This window comes from Allobosea sp. GW821-FHT03A12, assembly GCF_058986765.1.
Genome location: NZ_JBYSVZ010000004.1, coordinates 847,420 through 869,051, shown reverse-complemented (window position 1 = coordinate 869,051; position 21,632 = coordinate 847,420). Strand labels below are relative to the sequence as shown.

23 protein-coding genes are annotated in these 21,632 nt (G+C 67.2%); 12 read left to right on the top strand and 11 right to left on the bottom strand.

The annotated features are described in order from the left end of the window. The first annotated feature begins 61 nt into the window (after positions 1–61). Positions 62–2,047: an acetyl/propionyl/methylcrotonyl-CoA carboxylase subunit alpha gene (locus tag AC3WLC_RS18365; RefSeq protein WP_493685330.1), complete on the top strand. Its 1,986-nt coding sequence runs from the start codon at positions 62–64 to the stop codon at positions 2,045–2,047. Between the two features lie 47 nt (positions 2,048–2,094). Here AC3WLC_RS18365 and AC3WLC_RS18360 read toward each other — a convergent pair whose 3' ends face one another. After that, entirely contained in the window at positions 2,095–2,676 is a 582-nt protein-coding gene (locus AC3WLC_RS18360; RefSeq protein ID WP_493685329.1) for a helix-turn-helix domain-containing protein, read from the bottom strand. Positions 2,677–2,770: 94 nt separating this feature from the next. Here AC3WLC_RS18360 and AC3WLC_RS18355 point away from each other — a divergent pair, with 94 nt between their 5' ends. Further along, a complete protein-coding gene (locus AC3WLC_RS18355; RefSeq protein ID WP_493685328.1) occupies positions 2,771–3,739 on the top strand; it encodes a threonine ammonia-lyase in 969 nt (322 codons plus the stop codon). Here AC3WLC_RS18355 and AC3WLC_RS18350 read toward each other — a convergent pair. Next, positions 3,736–4,575 carry an aminoglycoside phosphotransferase family protein gene (locus AC3WLC_RS18350; protein WP_493685327.1) on the bottom strand — a complete coding sequence of 280 codons (840 nt, stop codon included), beginning with the start codon at positions 4,573–4,575 and terminating at the stop codon, positions 3,736–3,738. The two genes, AC3WLC_RS18355 and AC3WLC_RS18350, sit on opposite strands and share 4 nt — an antisense overlap. A 108-nt stretch (positions 4,576–4,683) precedes the next feature. After that, entirely contained in the window at positions 4,684–5,463 is a 780-nt protein-coding gene (locus AC3WLC_RS18345) for an SDR family NAD(P)-dependent oxidoreductase (protein WP_493685326.1), read from the bottom strand. Positions 5,464–5,614: 151 nt separating this feature from the next. Between AC3WLC_RS18345 and AC3WLC_RS18340 the strand changes: the two genes are divergently transcribed. Further along, complete coding sequence (locus tag AC3WLC_RS18340) at positions 5,615–6,052, top strand: DUF1489 family protein (protein ID WP_493685325.1); 438 nt, start codon at positions 5,615–5,617, stop codon at positions 6,050–6,052. A 93-nt stretch (positions 6,053–6,145) separates the two neighbouring features. Here AC3WLC_RS18340 and AC3WLC_RS18335 read toward each other — a convergent pair whose 3' ends face one another. Both AC3WLC_RS18335 and panC read right to left on the bottom strand, forming a co-directional pair. Further along, positions 6,146–6,901, bottom strand: a complete 756-nt coding sequence (locus tag AC3WLC_RS18335) for an SDR family oxidoreductase (protein ID WP_493685324.1) — start codon at positions 6,899–6,901, stop codon at positions 6,146–6,148. Between the two features lie 398 nt (positions 6,902–7,299). Further along, on the bottom strand, positions 7,300–8,148 hold the full coding sequence (gene panC, locus AC3WLC_RS18330; RefSeq protein ID WP_493685323.1) for a pantoate--beta-alanine ligase: 849 nt from the start codon (positions 8,146–8,148) through the stop codon (positions 7,300–7,302). A gap of 87 nt (positions 8,149–8,235) precedes the next feature. Here panC and AC3WLC_RS18325 point away from each other — a divergent pair, with 87 nt between their 5' ends. Both AC3WLC_RS18325 and AC3WLC_RS18320 read left to right on the top strand, forming a co-directional pair. Further along, a complete protein-coding gene (locus tag AC3WLC_RS18325; RefSeq protein WP_493685322.1) occupies positions 8,236–8,985 on the top strand; it encodes a VWA domain-containing protein in 750 nt (249 codons plus the stop codon). Beyond that, on the top strand, positions 8,982–9,710 hold the full coding sequence (locus AC3WLC_RS18320) for a DnaJ domain-containing protein (protein WP_493685321.1): 729 nt from the start codon (positions 8,982–8,984) through the stop codon (positions 9,708–9,710). Before AC3WLC_RS18325 ends, AC3WLC_RS18320 begins: the two co-directional genes overlap by 4 nt. Before the next feature lie 17 nt (positions 9,711–9,727). Here AC3WLC_RS18320 and AC3WLC_RS18315 read toward each other — a convergent pair whose 3' ends face one another. After that, positions 9,728–11,404 carry an SPOR domain-containing protein gene (locus tag AC3WLC_RS18315; protein ID WP_493685320.1) on the bottom strand — a complete coding sequence of 559 codons (1,677 nt, stop codon included), beginning with the start codon at positions 11,402–11,404 and terminating at the stop codon, positions 9,728–9,730. A 353-nt stretch (positions 11,405–11,757) separates the two neighbouring features. Between AC3WLC_RS18315 and AC3WLC_RS18310 the strand changes: the two genes are divergently transcribed. The 7 genes from AC3WLC_RS18310 to AC3WLC_RS18280 all read left to right on the top strand — a co-directional run bounded on the left by AC3WLC_RS18310 (position 11,758) and on the right by AC3WLC_RS18280 (position 18,150). Then, entirely contained in the window at positions 11,758–12,102 is a 345-nt protein-coding gene (locus tag AC3WLC_RS18310; RefSeq protein WP_152013764.1) for a phasin family protein, read from the top strand. Positions 12,103–12,297: 195 nt separating this feature from the next. Continuing rightward, the gene (locus AC3WLC_RS18305) at positions 12,298–13,383 is read left to right on the top strand and encodes a Rieske 2Fe-2S domain-containing protein (protein ID WP_493685319.1); all 1,086 of its coding nucleotides are present in this window, start codon (positions 12,298–12,300) and stop codon (positions 13,381–13,383) included. Between the two features lie 260 nt (positions 13,384–13,643). Next, the gene (gene clpS / locus AC3WLC_RS18300) at positions 13,644–13,994 is read left to right on the top strand and encodes an ATP-dependent Clp protease adapter ClpS (protein ID WP_493685408.1); all 351 of its coding nucleotides are present in this window, start codon (positions 13,644–13,646) and stop codon (positions 13,992–13,994) included. A gap of 43 nt (positions 13,995–14,037) precedes the next feature. Beyond that, positions 14,038–16,563 (top strand): ATP-dependent Clp protease ATP-binding subunit ClpA, encoded by a 2,526-nt coding sequence (gene clpA / locus AC3WLC_RS18295; protein WP_493685318.1) that lies wholly within the window; start codon positions 14,038–14,040, stop codon positions 16,561–16,563. A gap of 4 nt (positions 16,564–16,567) precedes the next feature. Next, complete coding sequence (locus AC3WLC_RS18290) at positions 16,568–16,843, top strand: hypothetical protein (RefSeq protein ID WP_493685317.1); 276 nt, start codon at positions 16,568–16,570, stop codon at positions 16,841–16,843. A 219-nt stretch (positions 16,844–17,062) separates the two neighbouring features. Continuing rightward, positions 17,063–17,797, top strand: a complete 735-nt coding sequence (locus tag AC3WLC_RS18285) for an AzlC family ABC transporter permease (RefSeq protein ID WP_493685316.1) — start codon at positions 17,063–17,065, stop codon at positions 17,795–17,797. Continuing rightward, a complete protein-coding gene (locus AC3WLC_RS18280) occupies positions 17,794–18,150 on the top strand; it encodes an AzlD domain-containing protein (RefSeq protein ID WP_493685315.1) in 357 nt (118 codons plus the stop codon). The genes AC3WLC_RS18285 and AC3WLC_RS18280 overlap by 4 nt, the downstream gene beginning before the upstream one ends. A 92-nt stretch (positions 18,151–18,242) precedes the next feature. Here AC3WLC_RS18280 and AC3WLC_RS18275 read toward each other — a convergent pair whose 3' ends face one another. The 5 genes from AC3WLC_RS18275 to AC3WLC_RS18255 all read right to left on the bottom strand — a co-directional run bounded on the left by AC3WLC_RS18275 (position 18,243) and on the right by AC3WLC_RS18255 (position 21,631). Then, on the bottom strand, positions 18,243–19,085 hold the full coding sequence (locus AC3WLC_RS18275) for a M48 family metallopeptidase (RefSeq protein ID WP_493685314.1): 843 nt from the start codon (positions 19,083–19,085) through the stop codon (positions 18,243–18,245). A 139-nt stretch (positions 19,086–19,224) separates the two neighbouring features. Beyond that, positions 19,225–20,115, bottom strand: coding sequence for a sigma-70 family RNA polymerase sigma factor (locus AC3WLC_RS18270; protein ID WP_493685313.1), 891 nt, complete (start codon positions 20,113–20,115; stop codon positions 19,225–19,227). Between the two features lie 7 nt (positions 20,116–20,122). Continuing rightward, entirely contained in the window at positions 20,123–20,596 is a 474-nt protein-coding gene (locus AC3WLC_RS18265) for a carboxymuconolactone decarboxylase family protein (protein WP_493685312.1), read from the bottom strand. A 74-nt stretch (positions 20,597–20,670) separates the two neighbouring features. Next, positions 20,671–21,138 (bottom strand): carboxymuconolactone decarboxylase family protein, encoded by a 468-nt coding sequence (locus AC3WLC_RS18260; RefSeq protein ID WP_091842041.1) that lies wholly within the window; start codon positions 21,136–21,138, stop codon positions 20,671–20,673. Between the two features lie 64 nt (positions 21,139–21,202). Then, entirely contained in the window at positions 21,203–21,631 is a 429-nt protein-coding gene (locus tag AC3WLC_RS18255) for an HIT family protein (RefSeq protein ID WP_493685311.1), read from the bottom strand. Position 21,632: the final 1 nt, after the last annotated feature.

Sequence of the window (21,632 nt, the reverse complement as noted above, 5' to 3'; positions counted from 1 at the left end):
CAAGGCGCAGACAAGGGCTTCGGCTGGGCTATAACGGGAGTATCGGTTCGAGGATGCCCCCATGTCGATTGCCGCCAAACTGCCTTCCATCCTGATCGCCAATCGCGGCGAGATCGCTTGCCGGGTGATCCGCACCGCCAAGCGGCTCGGCCTGCGCACCATCGCCGTCTATTCCGACGCCGATGCCGAGGCGCTGTTCGTCGAGATGGCGGACGAGGCCTATCGGATCGGCCCGGCGCCGGCGCGCGAGAGCTATCTCGATGCGCAGAAGATCCTCGCAGTGGCGAAGGAAGCGGGCGCGGCCTGCATCCATCCGGGCTACGGCTTCCTCTCCGAGAATGTCGAGTTCGCCGAGGCCTGCGCGGCTGCCGGTATCGTCTTCGTCGGCCCGCCGGCCTCCGCCATCAGCGCCATGGGCCTGAAGGACGCCGCCAAGGCGCTGGTCGAGAAGGCCAATGTCCCGGTCGTGCCGGGCTATCACGGCGCCGAGCAGGACGTCGGCTTCCTCGCCAAGGAGGCCGAGCGCATCGGCTATCCCGTGCTGATCAAGGCGGTCGCCGGCGGCGGCGGCAAGGGCATGAAGAAGGTCGACCGGCCCGAGGATTTCGCTGACGCGCTTTCCAGCGCCCAGCGTGAGGGCAAGAACGCCTTCGGCGATGCGCGCGTGCTGGTCGAGAAGTACGTGCTCTCGCCGCGCCATGTCGAAATCCAGGTCTTCGGCGACAGCCATGGCAATGTCGTCCACCTCTATGAGCGCGACTGCTCGCTGCAGCGCCGCCACCAGAAGGTGATCGAGGAGGCTCCGGCGCCGGGCATGACGCCGGAGGTGCGCGCCGCCATGGGCAAGGCGGCGACGGAAGCCGCCAAGGCGGTCGGCTATGTCGGCGCCGGCACGGTCGAGTTCATCGCCGACGGGCGCGACGGCCTCAGGGCTGACCGCTTCTATTTCATGGAGATGAACACCCGCCTCCAGGTCGAGCATCCCGTCACCGAGGCGATCACCGGGCTCGACCTCGTCGAGCTCCAGCTCAAGGTCGCGGCCGGCGAGCCGCTCGGCTTCAGCCAGGAGGACGTGCGGGCCGAGGGCCATGCCGTCGAGGCGCGGCTTTATGCCGAGGATCCGGAGAAGGGCTTCCTGCCCTCGACCGGCAAGCTCTGGGCGCTGCAGTTCCCGCAGAGCGAGGACATTCGCATCGACACCGGCGTCGAGGCCGGCGATTCCGTCTCGCCGTTCTACGACCCGATGATCGCCAAGGTGATCGCGCATGGCCGCACGCGCGACGAGGCGCTCGACCATCTCGCCTTCGCGCTCGGCGAGACCATCGTCGCCGGCCCTCGCACCAATCTCGCCTTCCTGAAGAAGCTCGCCGAGGCGGAGGGCTTCCGGAAGGGGCCGTTCGACACCGGCTTCATCGAGCGCAACATCACCGCGCTCGGGGCCGAGCCGCAGCCGCTCGATGCGGCGGCGGTCGCGGCGGCGGCGCTGCAACTGGAGGAAGAGCGCCAGGTGGCGCTGCTCGACCTCGCCGTCGAGCGGACTGGCGACGAAGCCAAGTCGCCCTGGCTCGATGCCGACGCCTTCTCGATCATGCCACGCCCGGCGCTGGGCCTGCCGCTGCTGGTCGATGGCGAGCGGATCGAGGCCAGGATCGAATGGAACGGCGACGATGCCCGCGTCTCGCTGCCGGGCCATCCGCTGCCTGAGGGCGAGCACGAGGTGACGTTGGCCAGGGCCGAGGCCGGGACCTATCTCGCGCTGCATCGCGGCCGGCAGACCTCCGTGGCGCTGTTCGACCCGTTCAGCGTCGATCTCAATGCAGTCGCCGGCGCTGGCGGCGTGATCAAGGCGCCGATGCACGGCAAGCTGATCGCGCTCTTCGTCAAGGCGGGCGAGGCGGTCGTGAAGGGCCAGCGCCTCGCCATCGTCGAAGCGATGAAGATGGAACACGTCCTGACCGCCCCGCGCGACGGCACCGTCACCGAACTTGGGGCCGAGCCGGGCGCGCAGGTGGCCGAGGGTGCGAAGGTGGTCGTGCTCGGGGAGTGAACCGGCTGCGACGCTGGAGGCCGGGCTTGGCTTGTTCTCGAAAAGGCTCAGGGCTTAGGGCTCGGCGTGAAGCGGTAGTGGATGATGTCCATGACCACCGCTTCGTCAGCAGTCCGGTTGCGATAGCCGTGCCGGCGGTCGGCGGGAAAACGCAGCGACTGGCCCTGCCTGAGCGGCCGCCACTTCTCCTCGATTAGCAATTCGACCTCGCCGTGCTGGACGGTAATGTGCTCGACGACGCCGATGTCGTGCGGCTCGGAGATACTCTCGAAGCCGGGCGCGAAAGTGAGCTCATAGAGCTCGAAGCCGAACCGCGCCTCGTAGGGAAAGACGAGAGCCCGCTGCATGCCTTCCCGCGAAGGGCGCACGCGTAGTTCGGCGGCGTCTCGCAGGAGCAGGACATCGTCGCTCCCGCCATCGACTTCCAGCAACGCGGTCATGGGAACGCCCAGGCCCGTGGCGATCTTCCAGAGCGTCGCGATCGTCGGCGCGGATTCACCGCGCTCGATCTGGCCGAGCATCGCCTTGCTGACCCCGGTGCGGGCCGCCGTCTGATCAAGACTCCAGCCGCGATCGCTCCTGATCGACTTGAGCAGCTTCGGCGTCTCGACCGGGCCGACGGGCTTCATGGCAGGCGTCTCCGTATCGTGCGTTATTGCGCACAAATGTCTTGTGCGTTAAAGCGCACGCATCGCTCCTACCATCCTGCCGAAGGCTTGTCCCATGCAGCCAAACACCAGGCTCGATCTCGACCGCATCCGGCAGGCGCAGGACGAGATCGCGCCGCTGTTTCGCGACACGCCGCAGTTTCCATCGCCCACGCTCGGCGCGCTGCTTGGCTGTGAGCTCGTCATCAAGCTTGAGACCGCGAACCCGATCGGCTGCTTCAAGGGCCGCGGCACCGAGGTCGCGATGGCGCGGCTCGCTCGAAGCTCCGTCCAGAAGGCCGCGGTCTGCGCCAGCGCCGGCAATCTCGGCCAGGCGCTCGCCTATAGCGGCCGGGCGCGCGGCATCGGCGTCACGGTGATCGCGGGGAAGGGCGCCAATCCCGGCAAGATCGAGCGTATTCGCCGGCTGGGCGGGAGGGTTGAGCTGGTCGACGGCGATATCGAGACTGCCCGTGAGCGGGCGCGGGAGATCGCGGCACGTGGCGAGGCCTTCCTGATCGAGGACAGCGAGAACCTCGACACCTGCGAGGGGGCGGCGACGATCGGGCTCGAACTCGTCGAGGGCTTCGATCACATCGATGTCGTCCTGCTCGCGCTCGGCGGCGGCGCTTTGGCCACCGGCGTCGGCCATGTCTTCAAGGCCCTGTCGCCGGCGACCGAGATCGTCTGCATCCAGCCGAAAGGCGCGCCGGCTCTAGCGCTGTCCTGGCGCGCCCGATCGGTCGTGACCACTGAGAGTACCGACACCATTGCCGACGGTGTCGCCGGACGGTTTCCGATCCCGGAGGTGCTGAACGATCTGCTCGCCATCGCCGATCATGTTCCGCTGGTCGAGGAAACCAGCATCGTCGAGGGCATGCGGCTGCTCTATCGGCATGCCGCCCTCGTCACCGAGCCGTCCGCCGCGCTCGGCATCGCGGCGATGTTGGAAGACCCGGAGCGCTATCGCGGCAAGCGCGTCGCCACCGTGATCTGCGGGGCGAACGTCCTGCCGGATCGGTTCAGCGCCTGGATGCAGAGCTAAAGTGCATCGAGCGCGACGATCGCCCGCTCCGCGACGGCGAGGTTGATCTCGGCGAGTGGATCCTCGTCGCCGAGGAACCAGGCGGCCGAGAGCCCGCACCAGGCCAGGACCCATTTGAGCAGGCGCTCGCGCTCCAGCCCCGATTTCGCCAGCGCGATCTCCAGTCGCCTCTCGAAACGGCCAGGCAAGACCGCGACCGGCGGCTCGGGATCGGCGAGGTCGGGATCGCAGAACAGGATGGTGTATTCGAAGGCGCGATCGCCGATCACCGATTTCGGGTCGATGGCGAGCCAGCCCTTCGCCTCGAAATCGAGGACGTTGTCGTGGTGCAGGTCGGCATGCAGCGGCACGATCTCGCGCTGCGCCGGCAGAAGCTCGTTCGCCGCGGCGGCTGCGCGGGCGAGGATGCCGCCACGCTCCTGCGCCATTGGGAATAGATCCTTGAACCAGGTCTCAAGCGGGATCAGGCCGGACGGCGCTGGCCCGCGCGGCTTCTGCAAGGCGGCGATGGCGTCGCAGAGGATGACGGTCGCCTCGTCATCACCCGCCGCGCCGCTGCGGGCCATGGCGGCGAGCGAACGCGTGCCGGTGGCGCGCTCGATCAGCATCGCCTCGCCATTGTCGCCGCGGGCGAGCAGTCGGGCGGCGCCGTCGCCGTTCCAGTATTCGAGCGGCAGGTAACCCTGCCGCTCGTCCTCGACCTCAGGCAGCTTCAGCATGGCCGGCTGGCCGGCGTGCAGGACGGGCAGCAACTGGCTGGCATGGGTCTTGATCGGCTCGCCGGCCGGTTCGAGGGTCCAGCGGGTCAGCCAGGGCGAAAAGACATTGGTCGGCATCGTCGGTCGTCTGTTCCGTCATTGCGAGCACAAGCGAAGCAATCCAGGGGATTACGCGGGCGGCTATCGATTGCTTCGTCGCTGCGCTCCTCGCAATGACGTCGGAGGTCAATCGGCGGCCCGGCCGCGGCCCATCAGCGGGTATTGCTCGACCTCGTAGATCTGGCCGGAGACATGGCCGCTCTCCTCCGACAGCCAGAAGGCGGTGTGGGCGGCGATCTCGGCCGGCTGCATGATCTGGCCGAAGGGCGCGAATTCGAGCGGCACCTCCTTCTCCCAGCCGGGCTTCTTGCCCTCGCGCTGCTGGGTCGCATCCTCATTCGCGGTGAAGGTCCAGCCGACATTGAGCTGGTTGACCCGGATATGCTCGCGCCCGAGCGTGTTGGCGAGGTTGCGCGTCATCGTCATCAGCGCGCCCTTCGACATCGAGTAGACGGTGAGGTTGGAATTGCCGCACCAGGCGTTGATCGAGCCGACGGTGAGGATCGCGCCGCCCGACTTCTGCAGACGGAAGGCGCGGATCGCGGCCTCGGCGCAAAGTAGCGGCGCGCGGGTGTTGATCGCGATCATGTGGTCGAAGAAGGCGGCCGTGGTCTCACCGAGCACGCCGCGCGGATAGATCCCGGCATTGTTGACGAGCCCATCGATGCGGCCAAAGGCTTTTCGCGTCGTGTCGACCAGCGCCTGGGCCGTTGCCGGCTCGGCGAGATCGCCGATCGCGCCGGCGGTCGCAGGGCCGAGCTTGCGGCAGGCGGTGTCGACCTCGTTCTGCTCGCGGCCATGGATCAAGACCTTGGCGCCCTCTGCGATCAGGCGTTCGGCCATGGCGTAGCCAATGCCGGTCGAGGAGCCGGTGACGAGAATGGCCTTGCCTTGCAGTCCGCGCATGTCGTGCCTCCGTTCGGGTCGGCAGCCTTAGTAGCCTGCGAGCGCGGCGCCGTCATGGCCGCGCTGCTGCGGGCCACCCCGGCGCGGCGCGGTTGTGGAGAAAGGCCGCGGGCTCTGGCGAGGCGCGTCGGCGAGGATTAGGTTGCCCGCCATGCCGCTCCATATCCTCAAGCTCTGCGTCGGCGCCGAATCGATCAGCGATCTCGAAGAGTGGATCGCCGAGCGCCAGGCGCTGCGGCGTGCCCGCGGCGAGCCGGCGGAGCAACTCCACACCACCCGCATGGTGCCGAAGCGGATCGAGGAGATCGTCAACGGCGGCTCGCTCTACTGGGTGATCAAGGGCCAGGTCTCGGCCCGCCAGCGCCTGATCGACATCCGCCCCTTCACCGATGGCGAGGGCATCGGCCGCTGCCACCTCGTGATGGAGCCGGTGGTGGTGCCGGTCGAGCCGCGGCCGTTCCGGCCGTTCCAGGGCTGGCGCTATCTGCAGGACAAGGACGCGCCGCGCGATATCGACGGCCGCAGCGGCGATCTCGGCGTCATGCCCGAGCAGATGCGGCGCGAGCTGGCGGAACTGGGGCTGCTGTAGCCCGAGCATCATGAGATTTCCGGGAGCGGCCACCGCAGATCGCCCTGAGGCGTCTCTGCGGCGGTTTCTTCCTGCTATTGGCCTGCCGGAAGCTCAGCCCGGATTGAGGGCTGCGAAGATCGTCTCATAGCGGCCGTCCCGCTCGGCCCAGCGCCGGGCATGGTCACGCTCGAGCAGCAACTCGCCGCGGGGATGATCGGCCCGTTCGAGCAGTTCCATCACCTCGGCGACATAGGCTGCGAGAGGCATGGCGCGGGGATCGGCGGCCTGCTGGGCGCCGGTGAGTTCGGTCTGGACGTACGGCGGAGAGAGTTCCAGTACCTCTACGGGAACCTTGCGGAGCTGATGACGCAGCGACTGCAGCCAGGAATGCAGGAAAGCCTTGCTGGCGCAATAGGTCGGGAAGTCGGCGTGCGGGACGAAGGCTAACGTGGAGCTGGTCGCGAGGATCGTCGCGTTCAGCTGGCCTCTCAGGAGCGGCAGCAGTGTCGCTGTAACCCGCAGCACACCCAGAATATTGGTCGACACGATCGCCTCCGCATCGGCGATGTCCCAGCTGTCGCTCATCATGTCCTCGCTGCGCGAGATGCCGGCATTGGCGATCAGCACGTTCAGTTCGGGAAAGCGCTCTCGAATGTCATTGCCGAAACGGGACACGTCGCAGGGATCGTCGAGATCGAGCACGACCCCGATCATGCCGGGGCGGTCCGCCGTGATCTCGTCGAGCAGGGCCTGCCTTCGTCCGGCGACGATAACGCGGTTGCCGCGGTCGTGAAATGTCTCGGCGAGCGCGCGGCCGATGCCGCTGGTGCCGCCGGTGACAAGGATGGTGTTGCCAATCGTCTTCATGCGTTGCTGCCTTCATCAGGTTCCGGGGAAGGACGGCCACGGCGGCCTTTGGAACGCTGACGGCAGGTGGCCCGCTGAAGACGGCGTGGCCTCGCGGCAGGCGAAAGCCTGTCCGGAGTAGTCGTCTCAAGCGGGCTTGCGGCCGCAAAGCAGGTGAGTGGGGGCATACCGTGGCGCCTTGTGCATCGAGATCTCCCTGCTGGGACCTTCTCGACCAAGGACGCGTTGGATGACGGTAACGCCTACGGCAGCGCCGTTGCGGCGGCTGCGGGAGCCGGGGTAGTCCGGTTGTCTCCCAGCGTCAATAGGAGGTCTCCTGCTTGTGTCGTGCGGCGGGAGAGCGAAGGCACTCTATTGGACGAGCGCCTTGCATGCGAGCTTATCGGGGCCGGCTTGCCTCACACCCCGATATTGTCGATCAGCCTGGTCCCGCCGATGCGTGCCGCGATCAGCAGCCGGATCGGGCCGTCGGCGCGCGAGGTCACCGGCGCCAGCGTGTCGGCATGGCGGGCTTCGAGGTAATCGAGCTCGAAGCCGGCGGTGATGATCTCGTTCTGCGCATCGGCGACCGCCTGGAAGAGCGGATCGTCGTTGCGGATGCGGGCGGCGAGGGCCTGCATCACCTTATGCAGCGTCGGAGCCAGTCCGCGCTCCTCGGCCGAGAGGTAGCGGTTGCGCGAGGACATGGCGAGGCCGTCAGCCTCGCGGAAGGTCGCGAGCGGCACGATCTCGATACCGAGATCGAGATCGCGGGCCATGCGCGTCACCACCTTGAGCTGCTGGTAGTCCTTCTCGCCGAAGATGGCGAAGTCGGCCTTGCTCTGCGTGAACAGCTTGCAGCAAACCGTTGCGACGCCTTCGAAATGCGTCGGGCGGAAGCGATCCTCCAGGCTGACGGCAGCCGGGCCGAGCAGCAGCACGCGGCTGGCGAAGCCCGGCGGGTACATCTCCTCGACCGCGGGAAAATAGATCGCATCGGCATCGACGGCCTCCAGCTGGGCGCGGTCGCTGTCGAAGGTGCGCGGGTACTTCTTGAAGTCCTCGTGCGGCGCGAACTGCGTCGGGTTGACGAAGATCGAGACGATGACGCGGCGGGCATGCTTCTGCGCCTCGGTCACCAGGGCGATATGGCCCTCGTGCAACGCGCCCATGGTCGGCACCAGCGCGACCTTCTCGCCTGCAGCATGCCAGGCTGCGACGGCCTCGCGCATCGCCTTGACCGTCTCGAACACCGCGACCTGCGACATAGCGCTTCTCCCTGAGCTCGGGGGACGGGTAGCAAATGCTGGCGGCGCGGCCAATATCTTCGGCATGAGCGAATCCCGGCGAACAGCATGACGCGCGAAGACGGCAAGGCAGTGGACAAGGCGGGCGAAACGCGCCCAGCCGAGAATGCTGCGCGCTCCAAGCCCGGCGAGATCGATCGCTTCGTCGCGGCGGCGAAGCAGCTCGCGCCGCTCGCGACCGGGCAGGCCGGGCGGCTCGTCTTCGCGCTCGATGCGACGATGAGCCGGCAGCCGACATGGGATCTCGCCTGTTCGCTGCAGGGCCAGATGTTCGAGGTCGCGGCGAAGACCGGCGGGCTCGCCGTCCAGCTCGTCTATTTCCGCGGCTTCGACGAATGCCGCGCTTCGGGCTGGCTCGGCGAGCCGCAGCGCCTGACCGGGCTGATGAACAGGATCGATTGCCGCGGCGGCCAGACGCAGATCGGCCGCGTGCTCAAGCATGTCCGCGACGAGGAACGGCAGGTGCCGATCCGCGCCTTCGTCTATGTCGGCGACGCGATGGAGGAGGATCTCGACCGGCTTTGTGCGCTCGCCGGCGAGCTCGGCCTGCGCGGCGTCAAGGGCTTCCTGTTCCAGGAAGGGGCCGATCCGGATGCCAGCGCCGCCTTCGCCGAGATCGCGCGGCTGACCGGCGGTGCCCATGCTCGCTTCGACGTCAATGCGCCGAATTCCCTGCTCGACCTGCTGCGCGGCGCCGCGGCCTATGCCAGCGGCGGGCGCGAGGCGCTGTTGAAGCTCGCAGGGCAGAATGCAGCGGCGCAAAGGCTGCTTACGGCGATGGAGGGCCGCAGATCGTGAGCCTGCTCTACGGCATCGCTGTGCTGATCCTGATCTGGTGGCTGGCGAAGCTCTTCGCCGGCGCCGACCCGAAAAAGCTGGTCAGGGTCGGCAAGGTCATCGGCGGCGTCGCTTCGCTCGGCGTCGCGGCGCTGCTGATGCTGCGCGGGCGACCCGATATGGCGATCTTCCTCGGCGGTCTCGGCGCCTGGCTGCTTGGCTGGAGCGCCTATGGGCCTGGCGGCCTCAAGATGCCGGAATGGGCACGGGACTGGGGCGGCACCGGCTCGGCCGGACGCTCGAAGGTCGCATCGAGCCTGCTGGAGATGGAGCTCGACCATGACAGCGGCGGCATCAGGGGCAAGGTCCTGGCCGGCGCCTATGCCGGGCGCGATCTCGACGACCTCAACCCCGCCGAACTCAGTGCGCTCTTGCGCGAATGCCTCGCCGGCGATCCCGACGGTGCGCGCCTGCTAGAGGCATATCTCGACCGCCGGGCGCCCGGATGGCGTGAAGACGCTGATCGTCACCGCGACGCGGGGCAGCGCGGCCCGGCGCGCACGGGCGCGATGTCGGACGAGGAGGCCTACGAGATCCTGGGGCTTCAGCCGGGGGCGGGCCAGGAGGCGATCCGTGAGGCCCATCGGAGCCTGATGAAGCGCATCCATCCGGATGCCGGCGGCACCAGCGGGCTTGCCGCTCGTGTCAACCAGGCCAAGGATACCTTGCTGAAAAAGCATGGTTGATCTCCTTCCCGGATCGATCAGCCGCGGGTGGCGAAGCAGGAGAAGCCGCCGCGCTTGAGCTGGGCGCAGGCCTTCTCGGCGTCCTTGGACTCCTCGAAGCCGGCGAAGCGGGCGCGGAACAGGGTGGCGCCGCCCTTCTCGACCTTCTCGGTGAAGGGCGAGGCGTCGGCGAGCGAGCCCGAGGCCTTGGCGCGGGCGCGGCTGAGGATGTCCTTGGCCTTGGCTTCGTCGTCGGTGGCGCCGAGCTGGATCACCCATTTCGAGGCGATCGAGGTCTTCTCGGCCGGCTTGGCTTCAGGCGCCTTGGCGACATGCGCCACCTTGACCGGAGCGGGAGTCGGCTCGGGCAGGCGAGCCTCGACCTTCTTCGGCATGGGCTGGATCTCGTCCTTGACCGCCGCTTCGGCGACCTTGGCGATCGAGGAGGTGGTGTCGACATTCGCCGGCGGACGCAGGACCTTGCCTTCAGCCGGGGCCGCGCCGATCGACCAGCGCATCGCCGACGGCGTCGTGGTCGCGGCGACCGGGCGCATATTGGAGAGGGCGAGCGCCTGGGCGCTGCCGCTGAGGGCGCGCGGCGGCGGCATCTGGGCGGTCGTCGTCGTCGCGGCATAGGCGCGGGCGGCGGCCGGAACCTCTGGCTCGGCGCGCGGACGCGGCACCGGGATCGGCGCAGGGGCCGGAGCGGGCTCGGGCGCCTGGGCGACGAGCGCCGGGCGAGCCGGCGGCTCGGGAGCCGGCGCCGGGGCTGGGGCGCGGAAGCGCTCCTGCTGCGGCTCGGAGGCCTCGGCGATCATCGGGGCGCTGCGGCCGCCGGCGCTGGCGCGCGGCAGGCTGGCGAGGACGAGATCGGACATGATCTTGTCGCGCGAGGCGCCGGAGCGGCCGCCGAGCACGATCGAGACGATCTGGCGGCCTTCCGACTTGGCCGAGGTCATCAGGTTGAAGCCGGAGGCGCGGGTGTAGCCGGTCTTGATGCCGTCGACGCCCTCGATCTTGCCGAGCAGGCGGTTATGCCCGCGTATGGTGCGCGAACCGTACTGGAAGGAGCGCATCTGAAAGAGCGGGAAATAGCGCGGGAAGCGCTCCTGGATCGCCCGGGCCAGGATGGTGAGGTCGCGCGCCGTGGTGATGTTCGGCGGTGAGTTCGGCAGGCCGTGCGGATTGTAGAAGCGGGTCGAGTCCATGCCGAGCGAGCGCGCCTTGCGCGTCATCTGCTCGGCGAAGGCCTCTTCGGAACCGGCGATGTTCTCGGCGACCACGACGGAGGAGTCGTTGGCCGAGAGAGTGATCATGCTCTTGATCGCATCCTCGACCTCGATGGTCGAGCCGGCGCGCAGGCCGAGCTTGGTCGGCGGCTGCGAGGCGGCATAGGCCGAGACCTTGAGTTCGGAATTCATGGTGAAGCGGCCGCGCTCCATCTGCTCGAAGAGCATGTAGAGCGTCATCACCTTGGTGAGCGAGGCCGGGATGCGCGGTGCATCCTCGTTGACGGCGTGCAAGGTGCGGCCGCTCTTCACGTCGACCACCATCGCCGCGTAAGGCGGGGCATAGCCGCCCGAGACATGGCGCCGCTTCTTGCGCGCCGCCTCGGCCGGGGAGACCGTCGCTGTCAGCACGACGGCAGCAGCACTCACCACCCCGATGAACGCAAGCCAGCGCCCGCGTCGGGATCCAACGCAACCAGAAGCCATGCAACTCGCCTCAACTTCACCCACCCGTCCGTCGCAGGCTTTGCAGCGTGGCGCGAAGGACACAGATGCAGAGGTTAGGCGGATGCGGTTACGGAGCGGTTAAGCGCCGGACAGCTTTCGCATGGCCGTTTCGTACGGCCGTCACACATGGCGGTCAGGTTGCAAACCGTCTCCGGTGCACGCCGGGCGGCTCTGCGTTTGGTGCATTGCAGCGCGAGCTTGACTTTTATGTTGCGGTGCACAATATCAGGAAGCGCCCCGGTGATGGACCTTTTCATCTGACCAAGGGGTACGAAACCCGGGCCATTCCGGCTCGTCAGCAGAGGCGGCGCGTAAGCGCCGAAAGGGACACCATGATCCAGCAGTTCGAGACCATCCAGAAGGCTTCCAAAGAGAACGTCGACGCCGCTCTGAAGGCTTTCGGCGCCACCTCGAAGGGCGTGCAGGCTCTGGCCGTCGAGGCCACCGACTACGCCAAGAAGTCGTTCGAGGCCGGCACGGCCACGATCGAGAAGCTTGCCGGCGTGAAGACGCTCGACAAGGCCATCGAGATTCAGTCGGACTACGTCAAGACCGCTTTCGAGGGCTATGTCGCCCAGGTCACCAAGATCGGCGAGCTCTATGCCGCGATCGCCAAGGACGCCTACAAGCCGTTCGAGGGCATCGTCGCCAAGGCCGTCCCGACCCCGGCCAAGTGATTTTGGCGCGGCCGGCTTCGCCCGGCCGCAGCTGATCACCTGAGAATTTCAAGAAGCCCGGCCTCGGCCGGGCTTCTTGGCGTTTGGGCTCCGGCTACCCCGTCCGCCTGCGCGGCAATGCTCTGGCAACCGGCGGGCGATGTCTTCCGGCCACCGCATTCCGCCTGATGGCGGGCAGGTGAGCCAGGAGCCGCGATGAGCCGTTCGACGATCGCCGAAGACGCATCGGGCAGCGCCGAGGCGCCTCCGGCCAGCGAGTTCCGCGAGCCGCCCCGGGAGGCCTGGTACTGCGTCAAAAGCACCGGCAGCCTGGCGACGGGCGCGATGGCGAGCGTGGCCGTTCTCGGCGAGCAGATCGTGATCGGCCGCACCAAGCTCGGCGAGCTCTTCGCCTTGCGCGATCGTTGTCCGCATCGCGGCGCGCCTCTATCCGAGGGGCGGTTCGACGGCGTCGCGATCACCTGTCCCTTCCATGGCTGGCGCTTCGGGGCCGATGGCCGCTGCCGGGCGATGCCGACGCTGGTCGATGGCGACGTCACCGATCCCGGCCAGGTCAAGGTCGGTGAGTTTCCGATCCGCGAGAGCGACGGCATCATCTGGCTCTATCCCGGCACGCGGCCGGAGCTTGCGCCGCCGGTGCCGGCCCTGACGCTCGCGGGCAAGACGCGCTGCCGCATCGCCGTCTCGGTGCTGGTCGAGGCCTCCTATGATCTCAGCGTGCTCAGCCTGATCGACCCCGGCCATGTTGGCTATGTCCATAATTCCTGGTGGTGGCGGCCGACCGCGACGGCGCGGGAGAAGATCAAGGATTTCGAGCCGCTGCCCTTCGGTTTCCGGATGAAGGCGCACAAGGCGGCGGCGAATTCCCGTGGCTACCGCCTGCTCGGGCGGCCGCAGACGGAGGTCGACTTCCTGCTGCCCGGCCAGCGGATCGAGCGCATCCGCATGGGCGAGCGTGCCATCGTCAACGCGACCTTCGCCACGCCGATCGATGCGCGCCGGACGCTGCTGACCAATGTGCTGCTGTCGGACCTGCCTCAGCTCATGCCGCTCGCGCCGGTGATCAGGCTGGCGGCGCATGCCTTCCTGCGTCAGGATCAGCGCATCCTCGAACTCGCCCAGCAAGGGCTGGAGCGCAAGCCGACCATGCTGCTGCTCGGGCAGGCCGACCGGCTGGCGCAATGGTATTTCCGCCTGAAGCGCGACTATGCCGCAGCACGCCGGGAGGGCGCTGCCTTCACCAATGAGCTTACTCCCGAGCGGTTGCGCTGGCGTACCTGAGGTCGGTTCAGCGCTGCAAGGCCTTGGGAAGCCCGGCCATTTCGCTCCGGCTCCTGCTCCGTCCGATTCAAAAAGGGCGCTTTGCTGTGGCATGCGCTCGGAACGGGCTGGCGAAGCGGGGGAGACGACTGTAAATTCGTGAGCGAAGCACTATCTTGATGTCAGCCTTCGGGACGGACACCTTGAGCCAAGCAGCCACGACGCCGATCGATCAGGACCTGCCAGCCGGCATCGCGCCGCGCGGGAACTCGTCCTCTTTTGTGCCGCGTCTGGCATCGAAGCCGCGGGCGCCGTCCGGCCCGACCGATAGCGACCGCACCGGGACCGGTACTGCGGTTCTGACCCGCACAAGGACGCGCAAGCCCAACCTCTATCGCGTGCTGATCCTCAACGATGATTACACGCCGATGGAGTTCGTGGTGCATGTGCTGGAACGGTTCTTCAACAAGGACCGGGCCGAGGCGACGCGCATCATGATGCACGTCCACCAGAACGGCGTCGGCGAATGCGGCGTCTTCACCTACGAGGTCGCCGAGACCAAGGTCACCCTGGTGATGGACCTCGCCCGCAAGCACATGCATCCGCTGCAATGCGTGATGGAGAAGAAGTAGCTTTGAACACCATCCTTTCGACTCTGGACTGGGAGCGCTGACCTTGCCGAGCTTCTCGCGCAGCCTCGAACAGGCGCTTCACCGGGCCCTCGCGCTCGCCAATGAACGCCACCATGAATATGCGACGCTGGAACACCTGCTGCTGGCGCTGGTCGACGATCAGGACGCCGCCGCGGTGATGCGCGCCTGCAGCGTCGATCTCGACACGCTGCGCCGCAACCTCGTCGACTATATCGACGCCGAACTGACCAATCTGGTCACTGACGGGCGCGATGATTCCAAGCCGACCGCCGGCTTTCAGCGCGTGATCCAGCGCGCGGTGATCCATGTCCAGTCGTCCGGCCGCGAGGAGGTGACCGGGGCGAACGTGCTCGTGGCGATGTTCGCCGAGCGCGAGAGCCACGCCGCCTACTTCCTGCAGGAGCAGGACATGACCCGCTACGACGCGGTCAACTATATCAGCCACGGCATCGCCAAGCGCCCTGGCGCCAGCGAGAGCCGGCCGGTGCGCGGCGCCGAGGAGGAGCCGGAGCAGCAGCGCGAGCAGCGCAGCGAGCAGGCCAATGACGGCGACAAGGACAAGAAGAAAAAGGAAAGCGCGCTCGAGGCTTACTGCGTCAACCTCAACCGCAAGGCGAGGGACGGGCGCATCGATCCGCTGATCGGCCGCGAGGCCGAGGTGCAGCGCACCATCCAAATCCTCTGCCGCCGGCAGAAGAACAATCCGCTGCTGGTTGGCGACCCCGGCGTCGGCAAGACCGCGATCGCCGAGGGCCTGGCGCTCAAGATCGTGCGCGGCGAGGTGCCGGAGGTGCTGGAGGACGCGACCGTCTTCTCGCTCGACATGGGCACGCTGCTTGCCGGCACGCGCTATCGCGGCGATTTCGAGGAACGCCTCAAGCAGGTGATGAAGGAGATCGAGCAGCACCCGAAGGCGATCATGTTCATCGACGAGATCCACACGGTGATCGGCGCCGGTGCGACCTCGGGTGGCGCGATGGACGCCTCGAACCTGCTGAAGCCGGCGCTGGCCTCGGGCACGCTGCGCTGCATCGGCTCGACCACCTACAAGGAATACCGGCAGTATTTCGAGAAAGACCGGGCGCTGGTGCGCCGCTTCCAGAAGATCGACGTCAACGAGCCGTCGGTGCCGGATACGATCGAGATCCTGAAGGGGCTGAAGCCTTATTTCGAGGAGTTCCACAAGCTGCGCTACACCAACGACGCCATCAAGGCGGCGGTGGAGTTGTCGGCGCGCTACATCCATGACCGCAAGCTGCCGGACAAGGCGATCGACGTGATCGACGAGACCGGCGCCTCGCAGATGCTGGTGACCGAGGCCAAGCGCAAGAAGACGATCGGCGTCAAGGAGATCGAGGCGGCGGTGGCGACGATGGCGCGCATCCCGGCCAAGACCGTCTCCAAGGACGATGCCGAGGTTCTGCGCAACCTCGAGACCACGCTGAAGCGCTCGGTCTACGGCCAGGAGAAGGCGATCGAGGCGCTGTCCTCCTCGATCAAGCTTGCCCGCGCCGGCCTGCGCGACGGAGAGAAGCCGATCGGCTGCTACCTCTTCGCCGGCCCGACCGGCGTCGGCAAGACCGAGGTCGCGCGCCAGCTCGCCTCTTCGCTCGGCGTCGAGCTCGTGCGCTTCGACATGTCGGAGTACATGGAGCGCCACACCGTCTCGCGGCTGATCGGCGCGCCTCCCGGCTATGTCGGCTTCGACCAGGGCGGCCTGCTGACCGACCAGATCGACCAGCATCCGCACTGCGTGCTGCTGCTCGACGAGATCGAGAAGGCCCATCCCGACCTGTTCAACATCCTCCTGCAGGTGATGGACCACGGCAAGCTGACCGACAACAACGGCAAGCAGGTCGATTTCAGGAACGTCATCCTGATCATGACCACCAATGCCGGCGCTGCCGACATGGCCAAGAACGCCTATGGCTTCACCCGCCAGAAGCGCGAGGGCGACGACACCGAGGCGATCAACAAGCTGTTCGCGCCGGAGTTCCGCAACCGGCTCGACGCGACGATCTCCTTCGGCCATCTGCCCAAGACGGTCGTGGCCCGCGTCGTCGACAAGTTCGTGCTGCAGCTCGAGGCGCAGCTCGCCGACCGCAATGTCACCATCGAGCTCTCGGACGAGGCGCGCGAATGGCTGGTCGAGAACGGCTATGACGAGGCGATGGGCGCCCGGCCGATGGCCCGCCTGATCCAGCAGACGATCAAGACGCCGCTCGCCGACGAGGTGCTCTTCGGCCGGCTGAAGAGTGGCGGCGCGGTCAAGGTGGTGGTGATCCAGTCCGAGACCGGCATCAAGGTTCTCGGCCTCGAATTCCCCGACGGGCCGGTCAAGCCCAAGCCGGAGAAGGACGTCGCCGCCGCGGCCGAGAAGCGCACGCGCAAGCCGCGGGCCAAGGGGTTGACTAAGACGCCGGGCAAGGCCAAGTCGGCCGGATCGGGTGGCGCGAAGCGCGGGCCGAAGCCGGATGCTCCGGTCGAGCCGCCGAAGGCTGCGCGTAGCGTCCGTACCGTTCCGAAGGTTCCGTTGACCAAGGCCTGACCCGGTGTTCTTCAAGCGCAAGTCGGAAAGCGTCTGGGCTCAAGAAGGAGAGGTCGCCGCGCAGGCGGCCGCTCCGGCGCCGAAGGAAAAGCTCGGCTGGTTCGAGAAGCGGGCGCGCCGGCGCCGGCGCCGGATCATCTTCGAGGAGGTGCTGGGCTGGATCATGGTCCCGGCCTTCCTCTATCTGCTCTATCTCGGCTATCGCGCCGTCGGCGGCATTCCGAAGGAAGCGATGGATTTCTTCCAGGAGCTGATCGGGCTCGCGATGAAGGGTCTCTGATCCGGCTTGCGCTGAGCGCAGGGCTGGCGCGCGGTGCGGTGGCTGTCATGCGACCAGCGTCATGCGCTTTAAGCGAAAGGGCTCGCAGCTGCTGCGGGCCTTTTTTGTATCCTTCGGTCCGATGATCCGATCCTCGAACGCTTCGCTTTCTGATCGCAGCGGCGCTGTCCCGCCAGGGATCGAGCCAATGGGCAACTGATGGCGCAGAGCGATGGCAAGATGACCGAAGCCGCTCCCAACCAATGGCTGCGACCATGGGCGCGCGGCTTTCGCGATGCGGTGATGTTGCCGGCCTGGATCGTCGGGCTCTCGCTGATGGGCGTCGGCACGCTGGCGCGCGATGTCGGCTATCCGGTCGAGGCCGCCGTGCTCTCGACCTTCCTGGTCTGGGCCGGCCCGTCGCAGGTGCTGTTCTTTGCCTCGGTCGCCGCAGGCGCCGCCTGGAGCGCGATCGCGCTCGCCATCGGCTTCGCCTCGTTGCGCTTCCTGCCGATGACCGTGTCGCTGCTGCCGCTGTTGCGCCGGCCGGGGCAGAGCGTGGCGCAGCAGATGCTGATCGCGCATTTCGTCGCCGTCACCGCCTGGGTCGAGGCGCTCCGGCGGCTGCCGAACATCCCGCCCGAGCAGCGCGTCGGTTACTTCCTCGGCTTCGCCAATGCACTGATCGTTGTCAGTGCGCTCTGCACCTATGCCGGCTTCCACCTTGCCGGCATCGTGCCCGCGCCGGTGGCGGCCGGGTTGCTCTGCCTGACGCCGATCTTCTTCCTGTCCTCGATGGTCGCCGGCATTCGCGGTCTCGGCGACACCATTGCGATCGGGCTCGGCCTCGCGCTCGCGCCGGTGGCGAGCTGGGCGATCGGCGGCGGTTTCGATCTGATCGCCAGCGGCATTGTCGGCGGCAGCATCGCCTTCCTGGTGCAGCGCTGGCGCAAGGCGCGGAAGGCGGGCGCATGACCCAGCCGATCGCCTTCCTCGACGGGCCGTGGTGGCCCTATCTCGCGCTCATCCTGTTCGCGGTGCTGCCGACCGAGATCTGGCGCTGGCTCGCCGTCGCCTTCGCGCGGAAGCTGGACGAAAGCTCGCCCTGGCTCGAATGGGTCAGGCTGGTCGCGACCTCGCTGCTCGCCGGCGTCGTGGCCAAGCTGGTGCTGGCGGCTCCGGGCGCGCTCGCGGGCGTGCCACTCACGATCAGGCTGGCGGCGCTGGCCGTCGCCGTGACGATCGTCGTCGCCTGGCGGCGCCGGGTGTTGCTGGCGGTGCTGGCTGGCGAGGCGGTGCTGATCGGCGGCGCGATCTGGTTGGGCTGAAGGACGAGACGCACCCGGTCTCCTCCATATGAAAACCGGCACCCTTGGGGGCGCCGGTTCGCTGATAGTACCGATGGCTGTCTGTGCGGGCCTCAGGCCGGCCGGGGCGTGAAGCTCGGGCGGATCGGCTGGCTGGCAGCCGGCTGGGTGCGGTACCACTGCGTCACCGCCTCGACGCGCTGGGTGTGGCGCGGATAGTGCGAGACGATCTTGAGGAAGAAGCCGGCGATGCCCGGCACCATCTGCTCTTGCCCCTGGAAGGCGTCGGGGTTCATCTGGGCGTTCAGCCTGGCGCTGCCGCAGGCCAGCATTTGCAGGCCGGTGCGGGCCGCCTGCAGGTCGCGGGCGACGAAGGCGCCGATGCGGTCGCAGGTCAGCTCGCGGCCGCGGGAATAGGCGGCGCCGAGGAAGGGGACGATGTGGCCGGGGAAGCGCAGATAGCTCCAGGGCTCGTCGAGATGGCCGGCGACATGGTGGCCGAGCTCATGGCCGATGACGAAGCGGACCTGCTCGTCATTGTCGGCGTCGATCAGGGCCGAGGTCAGCCAGATATAGCGCTGACGGCCAACGAGGCGCAGCGCCATCGCGTTCAGCACGCCGCTGGAATTGTAGACGAAGGTCTGCGGGATCTCGCGCAGGCCGAGCGCGCGGGCGCCGTCTTCCACCATGCGGTGGATATGCGGGAACTGGTCGGGCCCGACCATGACGAAATGGCCGATCATGTAGGCGCGGGTGAGGGCGCGGGCCCAATAGGAGACCAGCCAGAAGATGCCGAAATAGAAGAGCAGCACCAGGCCATGCCAGATCGAGCCGCTCAGCAGGGCGACGGCGATGACGCCGAGTACCACCGCCCAGATGGCAATCCCGACGACCAGCATGATGCTGCCGTAAAGCTTTTCCTTGGGATGTTTGACTTGGGAAATATCGAAATTCATAGCGCAAGGGCTCCAGCATGGATGAAATCAGCTAGCGGGAGCGCCTTGTCCACATTTGAGCCATAATCGCGTCGGGTTGCGTGTGGTCCGAGTTGGTTTCGATCTGACGTTGCGTCACTCATGTGGGCCGCAGCACGCGCTATTCGGCCACCAGCGAGATGTGCCGGAGCTTGTCGGGATTGCGCACGACATAGATCGCATGGACGCGCCCGTCGCGGATGTCGAGGGCGGTCGCCTGCAGGGTCTCGCCGCGTTCGAGGCTGAGATAGCCGGGCAGGCCGTTGATCAGCACCGGCCTGTACAGCGTGGTCGATTTCTGCTGGCTGATCACCTTGCGAGCGATTCCGGCGAAGAAGCGCAGGACGCGATCCATGCCGTGGAGCACGTTCGCGACCGCCAGCACCTTGCCGCCACCGTCGCTGTGGAAGGCGACGTCCTGCGCGAGCAAGGTCTGCAGGTCGCTGGTATCGGCCTTGTGGGCGGCCTTGAAGAAGGCCTCGACGAAGCGCTTCGCCTCGGCCGGGTCGATCTTGTTGCGCGGCGGCATGTCGATGCGGACATGCTCGCGAGCGCGCTTGGCGAGCTGGCGGCAGGCGCTCTCGCTGCGGTCGATGGTGCGGGCGATCTCGGCGAAATCCAACTCGAAGACGTCGTGCAGCAGGAAGGCGGCGCGCTCCAGCGGCGAGAGCCGTTCCAGTGCGAGCATCAGCGCGATCGGGGCGTCGAGCTGGGTGTCGACATCGGATTCGGCCGCGCCGATCTCCTCGACCAAAGGCTCGGGCAGCCAGGCGCCGACATAGAATTCGCGCTTGCTGCGGGCCGACTTCATCTGGTCGAGGCAGAGGCGCGTGACGGTGCGGGCGAGATAGGCGCGCGGCGCCTCGACCTCGCCCTGGGCAACGTCACGCCAGCGCAGCCAGGCCTCCTGGACGATGTCCTCGGCATCGCTGACCGAGCCGAGCATGCGATAGGCGAGGCGGGTCAGGAAGCGGCGATGCGTTTCGAAGATATCGTCCGGGAGCGGTGTCATCGTCTTCTCAGGCAGTCGTCGCTTCGGATTTGGCCGGGCGGTCATGCGGATGGCTCGTGCGGAAGCCGATGGCGATCCGGTTCCAGGTGTTGATCGCGCCGATCAGCAAAGTGAGCTTCACGGTTTCCTCCGGGCTGAAATGGCTGACGACCTCCTCATAGGCCTCATCCGGCGCATGGGTCTGCGAGATCAGGGTCAGCGCATCGGTCCAGGCCAGCGCAGCGCGCTCGCGCGGGGTATAGAGCGCCGACTCGTGCCAGGCGTCGAGCAGGAAGAGGCGGGCCGGGCTCTCGCCCTCCTTGATCGCATCGGCGGAATGCATGTGCAGGCAATAGGCGCAGCCATTGATCTGCGAGGCCCGCATCTTCACCAGATGGATCAGGCTGTGTTCGAGGCCGCTGTCCTTGATCGAGGCTTCGAGCGCGATCATCGGCTTCATCGTGTCGGGGGCGGTGACGTAGGGATTGAGACGCTTGCTCATGATGGGGGCTTTCGTGCTGTGCAGATGTGCGGCCCGGCGCGCTCGCGCCGGGCTACTGGCGACAAGGTCGAGGCTCAGGCCGCGGCCTTCTCGCGGCGACGATCATTCGGATGCAGCGTGCGGAAGCCGCAATTGATCCGGTTCCAGAGATTGATCATGCCGATCGCGACCGAGAGGTCGACGCAATCCTTCTCGTCGAAATGCTCGCGCAACTCAGCGAATGCCTCGTCGCTCGGGCTGCGATCGACGAGTCGCGTCAGCTCTTCGGTCCAGCGCAGGACCGCGCGCTCGCGCGGGGTGAAGAGCTCGGATTCCTCCCAGGCGCTGAGCAGGGCAATCCGGATCTCGCTCTCGCCGGCCTTGCGCGCGTCGGCGATGTGCATGTGCAGGCAGTAGGCGCAGCGGTTGATCTGCGACGCCCGGATCTTCACCAGCTCGAGCAGGCTGTGCTCCAGCTTCGACTGGTTGATGTAATCCTGCAGGCCGAGCATGGCCTTGTAGGCGTCGGGCGCGGTCTGGAAGCCGTTGAGGCGCTGGGTCATCGTAGTCTCCATCGTGGTTCGATGAAGACAGGACGAGACGGCCAGCGCCCGCGTGACATGCCGCTCAAAGATTTTTGAGCGCAGCCCGAATTTTTTCTGCGGCGGCCGCGAGATCCTCGGGCTTGGCCATCTCGCTGGCAGGTGGCTTCATCGCGACGCCGTCATGGCGCGGAATGACATGGACGTGCAGGTGGAAGACGACCTGGCCGCCGGCGGTCTCGTTGAACTGCTGCACGGTGATGCCGTCGGCGGCGAAGGCCTTCATCTGCGCTCGGGCGATGCGCTGGGCAATTCCCGCGACATAGCCGAGATCGTCGGCGTCGATGTCGAGGATGTTGCGGGCCGGGTTCTTCGGGATCACCAGCGTGTGGCCGGTCGCGCGCGGCATGATGTCGAGGAAGGCGAGAGCCCGGTCGTCCTCGTAGATGCGGTGGGCCGGCAATTCGCCGCGCAGGATCTTGGCGAAGATGTTGCTGGGATCATAGGCGGTCATC

What these genes read in the sequence shown, in the direction of transcription:
- AC3WLC_RS18365 (WP_493685330.1), top strand. Translation starts at nt 62, where the DNA reads ATGTCGATTGCCGCCAAACTGCCTTCCATCCTGATCGCCAATCGCGGC.
- AC3WLC_RS18360 (WP_493685329.1), bottom strand. Translation starts at nt 2,676, where the DNA reads ATGAAGCCCGTCGGCCCGGTCGAGACGCCGAAGCTGCTCAAGTCGATC.
- AC3WLC_RS18355 (WP_493685328.1), top strand. Translation starts at nt 2,771, where the DNA reads ATGCAGCCAAACACCAGGCTCGATCTCGACCGCATCCGGCAGGCGCAG.
- AC3WLC_RS18350 (WP_493685327.1), bottom strand. Translation starts at nt 4,575, where the DNA reads ATGCCGACCAATGTCTTTTCGCCCTGGCTGACCCGCTGGACCCTCGAA.
- AC3WLC_RS18345 (WP_493685326.1), bottom strand. Translation starts at nt 5,463, where the DNA reads ATGCGCGGACTGCAAGGCAAGGCCATTCTCGTCACCGGCTCCTCGACC.
- AC3WLC_RS18340 (WP_493685325.1), top strand. Translation starts at nt 5,615, where the DNA reads ATGCCGCTCCATATCCTCAAGCTCTGCGTCGGCGCCGAATCGATCAGC.
- AC3WLC_RS18335 (WP_493685324.1), bottom strand. Translation starts at nt 6,901, where the DNA reads ATGAAGACGATTGGCAACACCATCCTTGTCACCGGCGGCACCAGCGGC.
- panC (WP_493685323.1), bottom strand. Translation starts at nt 8,148, where the DNA reads ATGTCGCAGGTCGCGGTGTTCGAGACGGTCAAGGCGATGCGCGAGGCC.
- AC3WLC_RS18325 (WP_493685322.1), top strand. Translation starts at nt 8,236, where the DNA reads ATGACGCGCGAAGACGGCAAGGCAGTGGACAAGGCGGGCGAAACGCGC.
- AC3WLC_RS18315 (WP_493685320.1), bottom strand. Translation starts at nt 11,404, where the DNA reads ATGGCTTCTGGTTGCGTTGGATCCCGACGCGGGCGCTGGCTTGCGTTC.
- AC3WLC_RS18310 (WP_152013764.1), top strand. Translation starts at nt 11,758, where the DNA reads ATGATCCAGCAGTTCGAGACCATCCAGAAGGCTTCCAAAGAGAACGTC.
- AC3WLC_RS18305 (WP_493685319.1), top strand. Translation starts at nt 12,298, where the DNA reads ATGAGCCGTTCGACGATCGCCGAAGACGCATCGGGCAGCGCCGAGGCG.
- AC3WLC_RS18285 (WP_493685316.1), top strand. Translation starts at nt 17,063, where the DNA reads ATGACCGAAGCCGCTCCCAACCAATGGCTGCGACCATGGGCGCGCGGC.
- AC3WLC_RS18280 (WP_493685315.1), top strand. Translation starts at nt 17,794, where the DNA reads ATGACCCAGCCGATCGCCTTCCTCGACGGGCCGTGGTGGCCCTATCTC.
- AC3WLC_RS18275 (WP_493685314.1), bottom strand. Translation starts at nt 19,085, where the DNA reads ATGAATTTCGATATTTCCCAAGTCAAACATCCCAAGGAAAAGCTTTAC.
- AC3WLC_RS18270 (WP_493685313.1), bottom strand. Translation starts at nt 20,115, where the DNA reads ATGACACCGCTCCCGGACGATATCTTCGAAACGCATCGCCGCTTCCTG.
- AC3WLC_RS18265 (WP_493685312.1), bottom strand. Translation starts at nt 20,596, where the DNA reads ATGAGCAAGCGTCTCAATCCCTACGTCACCGCCCCCGACACGATGAAG.
- AC3WLC_RS18260 (WP_091842041.1), bottom strand. Translation starts at nt 21,138, where the DNA reads ATGACCCAGCGCCTCAACGGCTTCCAGACCGCGCCCGACGCCTACAAG.
- AC3WLC_RS18255 (WP_493685311.1), bottom strand. Translation starts at nt 21,631, where the DNA reads ATGACCGCCTATGATCCCAGCAACATCTTCGCCAAGATCCTGCGCGGC.